This window comes from Schlesneria sp. (assembly GCF_036405755.1).
Lineage (GTDB): Bacteria > Planctomycetota > Planctomycetia > Planctomycetales > Planctomycetaceae > Schlesneria > Schlesneria sphaerica.
Genome location: NZ_DASWWZ010000641.1, coordinates 1 through 4,646, shown reverse-complemented (window position 1 = coordinate 4,646; position 4,646 = coordinate 1). Strand labels below are relative to the sequence as shown.

Below are 4,646 nucleotides of genomic sequence, written 5' to 3'. Positions count from 1 at the left end.
GGAATCGGTGGCATGCTTTTAGGCATCTTTGGCGGTCTGGCGGGACTGTCTGCACGGAGAAAGAGGAAACATCTAGCTGTGAGCATGTGTTCCACCGCGATCGCGTTCTCGCTGGTCTCACTGATCGCGGGAATCGCTGGTCTCGAGATGCGGCAACCGTTTCACGTTTTCTATCCACTGCTTTTAATCGGCGGGATTGGAGCGTTCGCAATCGGGCTGAACCTGCGAAATCTCTTGCAGCAGATCCGCTCTGAAGAACTTCGGAAGATCCAGGCGGCCGACGCCGTCTGACCGCGCGCCGTTTAATTTCGCGCGGACAAGCCTGGCGAGATCTCCTTCTCAGCATAGCTCTTCTCCCGCCTCACGCAGAGTTGAGGAGATCACGCCATTTCCAGAGTGTCGCACCCGGGTGACGAGACTCGCCACGACATTTGGCTCTCGCTCGTGGAACGAAGCGAGTTTCCCCTCACCGGCGGTTTTTGCCGGCGACTGGCGTTCTAAAAGGGGGATGGCTATTCTCACCCAATCCGTGTTGAAGTGTTCCAGCTGAAAGACAGCTATTCGGACAGGTAGCACCGCGAGGGCGAACGCGGCCACCGGTTGACATCCTGTTTGGGCCTGATTGTGTAATACACTTCCACAGGAACGTGATTTTCGTGGCTGATATTGACGCTTGGCGTCTAGAGGTTTTTCGAATCATGTTAACTCACAAGCCCCAAGCCATTTCGGGAGTCAGTCCGGATCACGAAACGGTGATCGAAGAGTTGTATCCGTCGATTGCTCATACTGGTGTGGGCGAACTGATTCATCGGATACTGAATTGCATTCCCACTCGCATCTGGGGAATGAAAGTTTCGAACATTCTGTTCGGATTGCCGCTGGCCCCGCTGGCTGCCTTGACCTACTTGTGGATGAAAGTTTTCGGTTCACGATACGTTTTAACTAACCGAGTCGTAAAACGTGTCCAATCAATCGGTTACCGGCAGTTCGAATCGATTCCCCTTTCGCAGATCGTCAGTGCGACGGTCGAGCCCGAGTCGGTGAGAGACTTTTACAAGACGGGCGACATTCGACTCACCGGTGCTGGCGGCCAGCCACTTCTGGTTCTGGAAGGTGTCCCGCGCCCCGAACGGTTCTGCCAGGTCATTCAGGAGGCCTGTGATGCGAAGCGCCTCGTGGCCAGTTCCCTTGCGCGGATCAATGCACGACATTGAGATCCGTCGCGGCGGTTCGATTTGATCTAAGTGTTTTCCATATTTCTGTTTAGAGTGGACTCACCACCGTCTCTCCGAGAGCGCAAAGAGAACTTTGCCGATTGGAGCGGTTTTCCCAAAAGTTCCGGATGTCAGGTGCCGATATTGTCAGCGAGGGAAGAGTGCGCGTCGGCCTGCGGCGCTCAGTTTTCTCTTCGATCTGAATCGTCCAGACGAGGCGACTTGACATTAAGTCTTTCTTGGGTATACAGTTGAGTCTCATCAGCACCATCGAAAACTGTTCGACTGTTCCAAGTCGTCATTCTTCGGGAGACTCAGGTCATGACCAAGAAAGAAATTGTCAAAGAGATCTCAGAAGCCCTGGGGATGACTCAGCTCAAGACGAAAGAGATCGTCCAGAAAACGTTCGATGCGATCGTCAAGACGCTCGTCGCAGACGGGCGAATCGAGCTGCGGAACTTCGGAGTTTTTGAAGTCAAAAAGCGTGCGGCCCGGAAGGCGCGGAATCCACGAACTGGCGATAAGGTCTTCGTACCTGAGAAGTTCGTGGTGACGTTCAAGCCAGGCAAAGAGATGGAGGAAAAAGTCCGTCAATTGGAGATGGAGGCTGCGGCCAAAGCGGCCATTGAATCAGCCGACCATCACCAGCTCAACGGAGCGCCCGAACCAGTCACGATCGCCCCGGAACTCCCCACCAGCCTCCCTGAATGATCTCTTCTGCAGTTGCAGTGGCGGTCATTGCGTGGCAGGTGTGAAGTCGGTGTGATCGAGATATCACAAAGGCGTCATACCAGCGGATTGACTGCTGGTCGAAATACGGAAGTATCGATCACGGCACTGCACCTGTGAAAGATCTTATCGCAGACACATTGCGCGAACGAAACCGCCTGCGGGCGGTGGGCACGGAGGCCATCATGCGAAATCGGCTGTACATTGCATTGTTGCTGCTGGGTTGCAGCTTTGGACAGATCGGCTGCATTGTCCCGATCTATTCGTCATCACCCGATGTTCGTGCCCGTCAGTTGATTTACGCCTCTGAAGGTTATCGGCACATTCCCGAAATCTGGGAACGTATCTGGTCGCTCGATATGCCAGACGTCGCGACTCCCTACCGTACTCACGGTGGTGTGATCTAGTTTTCTGATCAATGCGTTCGCAGATCGTTCCGGTTCGCTCTGGCGGCCCTGTACGGCCTATGATGCGGGTGTGAGATCCGCTGTGAGGAAACACCTTGCAGCGTGAAGTCTCCACTCGGGTCGTCGTTCGCTTTTGTTCCAGGAAATTCTCGCGCTCGGGGCTGCGTGAATGTCGTCCCGGCGCAAGGGCGTGTACGATATTCGAGTAATGACGGACAGGCGGGGTCGAGCAGCCAATGGGGCGGCATTCGACGCGACTCGCCTGCGTCATTCAGAAGAGAATTGCCTCGTGCCGCGCCTTGACGTCCAACTCAATCGAATTCACCTGAAGAATCCTATCCTCGTGGCGTCCGGGACGTTTGGGTACGCACGCGAGATGGTGGCGTATGCTGACTTCTCCCAATTGGGTGGAGTCATTCCTAAAACCGTGACCCCCTTGCCCCGTCCCGGTAACCCGCCGCCGAGAACGGTCGAAACGACCTCCGGTTTGTTGAATTCGATTGGCCTGGACAACGATGGGCTGGATGTCTTCATCGCCAAGCACTTGTCTGCGCTGCTGGAGTTGGGGACTGCGGTGATTGCCAATATCGCCGGGAAGAACACCAGCGAATTTGTCGAGATGGCCCGCAAGCTGAATCAGTTCCCCAAGCTGGCGGCGCTCGAACTGAACATCTCCTGCCCCAATGTCTCGGGCGGCGTCGACTATGGAACTAATCCCGCGATGACTGCTGAAGTGGTCTCGGCGGTTCGTAACGCCTGCGATCTTCCCATCATTGCCAAGCTCACCCCTAACGTGACGAATGTCGTCGAGATTGCTGCTGCCGCGAGCGAAGCAGGGGCAGATGCTCTGTCACTCGTCAACACATTCCAGGGGTTTGCCGTCAACTGGCGGACGCGCCGACCGATTCTGGGAAATGGACTTGGCGGACTCAGCGGTCCCGCGATTAAACCTCTCGCACTGCGTGTTGTCTGGCAGGTGGCCCAGGCCGTGAAAACGCCGATTATCGGAATTGGCGGTATCCAGTCGATCGATGATGTCATGGACTTTCTTGTCTGTGGTGCGTCTGCCGTCCAAGTGGGGACCGCGAACTTCTATAACCCGACTCTCGCATCGAATCTGGTGAGCGACCTCGAGTCGATTCTGGAACAGGAAGGGTGTGAATCGGTCAGCGACATAGTCGGAACGGTTCTCCCTTCGAAAGTTGCTCAGATGGCTTCACGGGTTTCGTGCGGCGTCGCGAAGGCAACTTGACCGGTCCGCTCTATTAACCCGGGGCGTCGTTGCTACAATTCCCCTGCGGTTCTCCCTCAATTTTCGCTGCACTGCTTCGTCTCGGATATCCGTTCAGCATGACAGACATCGCTGCCTCGCCGAATCATTCGACTCAACTCCCCGTCCTCTCCAACGGTCCGGCCGCTTCGGATCAACCGCGAGTCGGGAGCGGGATTGACTATGAACGATTCCTCGACTGCGTTCATTGCGGTCTCTGTACCGCCGCATGTCCTACGTACCTCGAGACCGGGAACGAGAACGATAGTCCTCGCGGCCGTATCTACCTGATGCGAGCGGTGACCGATGGTCGTCTGGAGCTGACAGACACGGTCAAAGGACATCTCGATCTGTGTCTGGATTGCCGAAGTTGCGAGACGGCCTGTCCTTCGGGCGTGCAATACGGCCGGCTGATCGAGCCGTTTCGGGTTGAGATGCAGCAGCATGAAATGGCCCGGGCCGGCAAGAAAGGCTCGCAGGGTGACTGGTTCCAGAAGTGGATTCTGTACGGGCTGTTCCCGTATCCTTCGCGGCTACGCTGGGCACTGGCCCCGGCGAAGTTGATGCAGGTTCTGCACCTGGACCAATTTGCAGAGTGGACTGGACTGACGAAACTCTTGCCCGAGCGGTTGCGTCGCATGCAGCGACTGCTTCCCCCCCTGAAACCGCGCGAGCCTGGTCTTCCTGAGTTCCTGCCGGCCATTGGTCCGCGACGCGCTCGCGTGGCGCTCTTCACGGGCTGTGTGGCGGATGCCATGTTCCACCATGTGAACTGGGCGACCGCGCGAGTTCTCCAGGCGAATGGGTGTGACGTTGTGATTCCCCGCAGCCAGGCTTGTTGCGGAGCAATCCATTACCACAGCGGAGCAGGGCAGCCTGCGCTGGATCTGGCTCGGACAAATTCGGGTGCATTCGCGGCCGAGGATCTCGATGCCGTCATCGTGAATGTCGCTGGTTGTGGTTCAATGTTGAAAGATTACGGTCATGTCGCTGCGGAAATGGCTCCGAATGATCCGGTGGTCGCTC

6 protein-coding genes are annotated in these 4,646 nt (G+C 56.5%); all 6 read left to right on the top strand.

Annotation, left to right across the window (positions count from 1 at the left end):
• Positions 1–291, top strand: a 291-nt coding sequence (locus VGE80_RS21375; protein WP_440594049.1) for a hypothetical protein, incomplete at its 5' end; no start/stop codon positions are given.
• A 407-nt stretch (positions 292–698) separates the two neighbouring features.
• The gene (locus VGE80_RS21370) at positions 699–1,214 is read left to right on the top strand and encodes a hypothetical protein (RefSeq protein ID WP_440594048.1); all 516 of its coding nucleotides are present in this window, start codon (positions 699–701) and stop codon (positions 1,212–1,214) included.
• 321 nt (positions 1,215–1,535) lie between these two features.
• A complete protein-coding gene (locus VGE80_RS21365) occupies positions 1,536–1,925 on the top strand; it encodes an HU family DNA-binding protein (RefSeq protein ID WP_373650515.1) in 390 nt (129 codons plus the stop codon).
• A 203-nt stretch (positions 1,926–2,128) separates the two neighbouring features.
• Positions 2,129–2,350 carry a hypothetical protein gene (locus tag VGE80_RS21360; RefSeq protein WP_373650516.1) on the top strand — a complete coding sequence of 74 codons (222 nt, stop codon included), beginning with the start codon at positions 2,129–2,131 and terminating at the stop codon, positions 2,348–2,350.
• Positions 2,351–2,639: 289 nt separating this feature from the next.
• Entirely contained in the window at positions 2,640–3,602 is a 963-nt protein-coding gene (locus tag VGE80_RS21355) for a dihydroorotate dehydrogenase (protein ID WP_440594047.1), read from the top strand.
• 98 nt (positions 3,603–3,700) lie between these two features.
• Positions 3,701–4,646, top strand: a 946-nt coding sequence (locus VGE80_RS21350) for a heterodisulfide reductase-related iron-sulfur binding cluster (RefSeq protein WP_440594046.1), incomplete at its 3' end; no start/stop codon positions are given.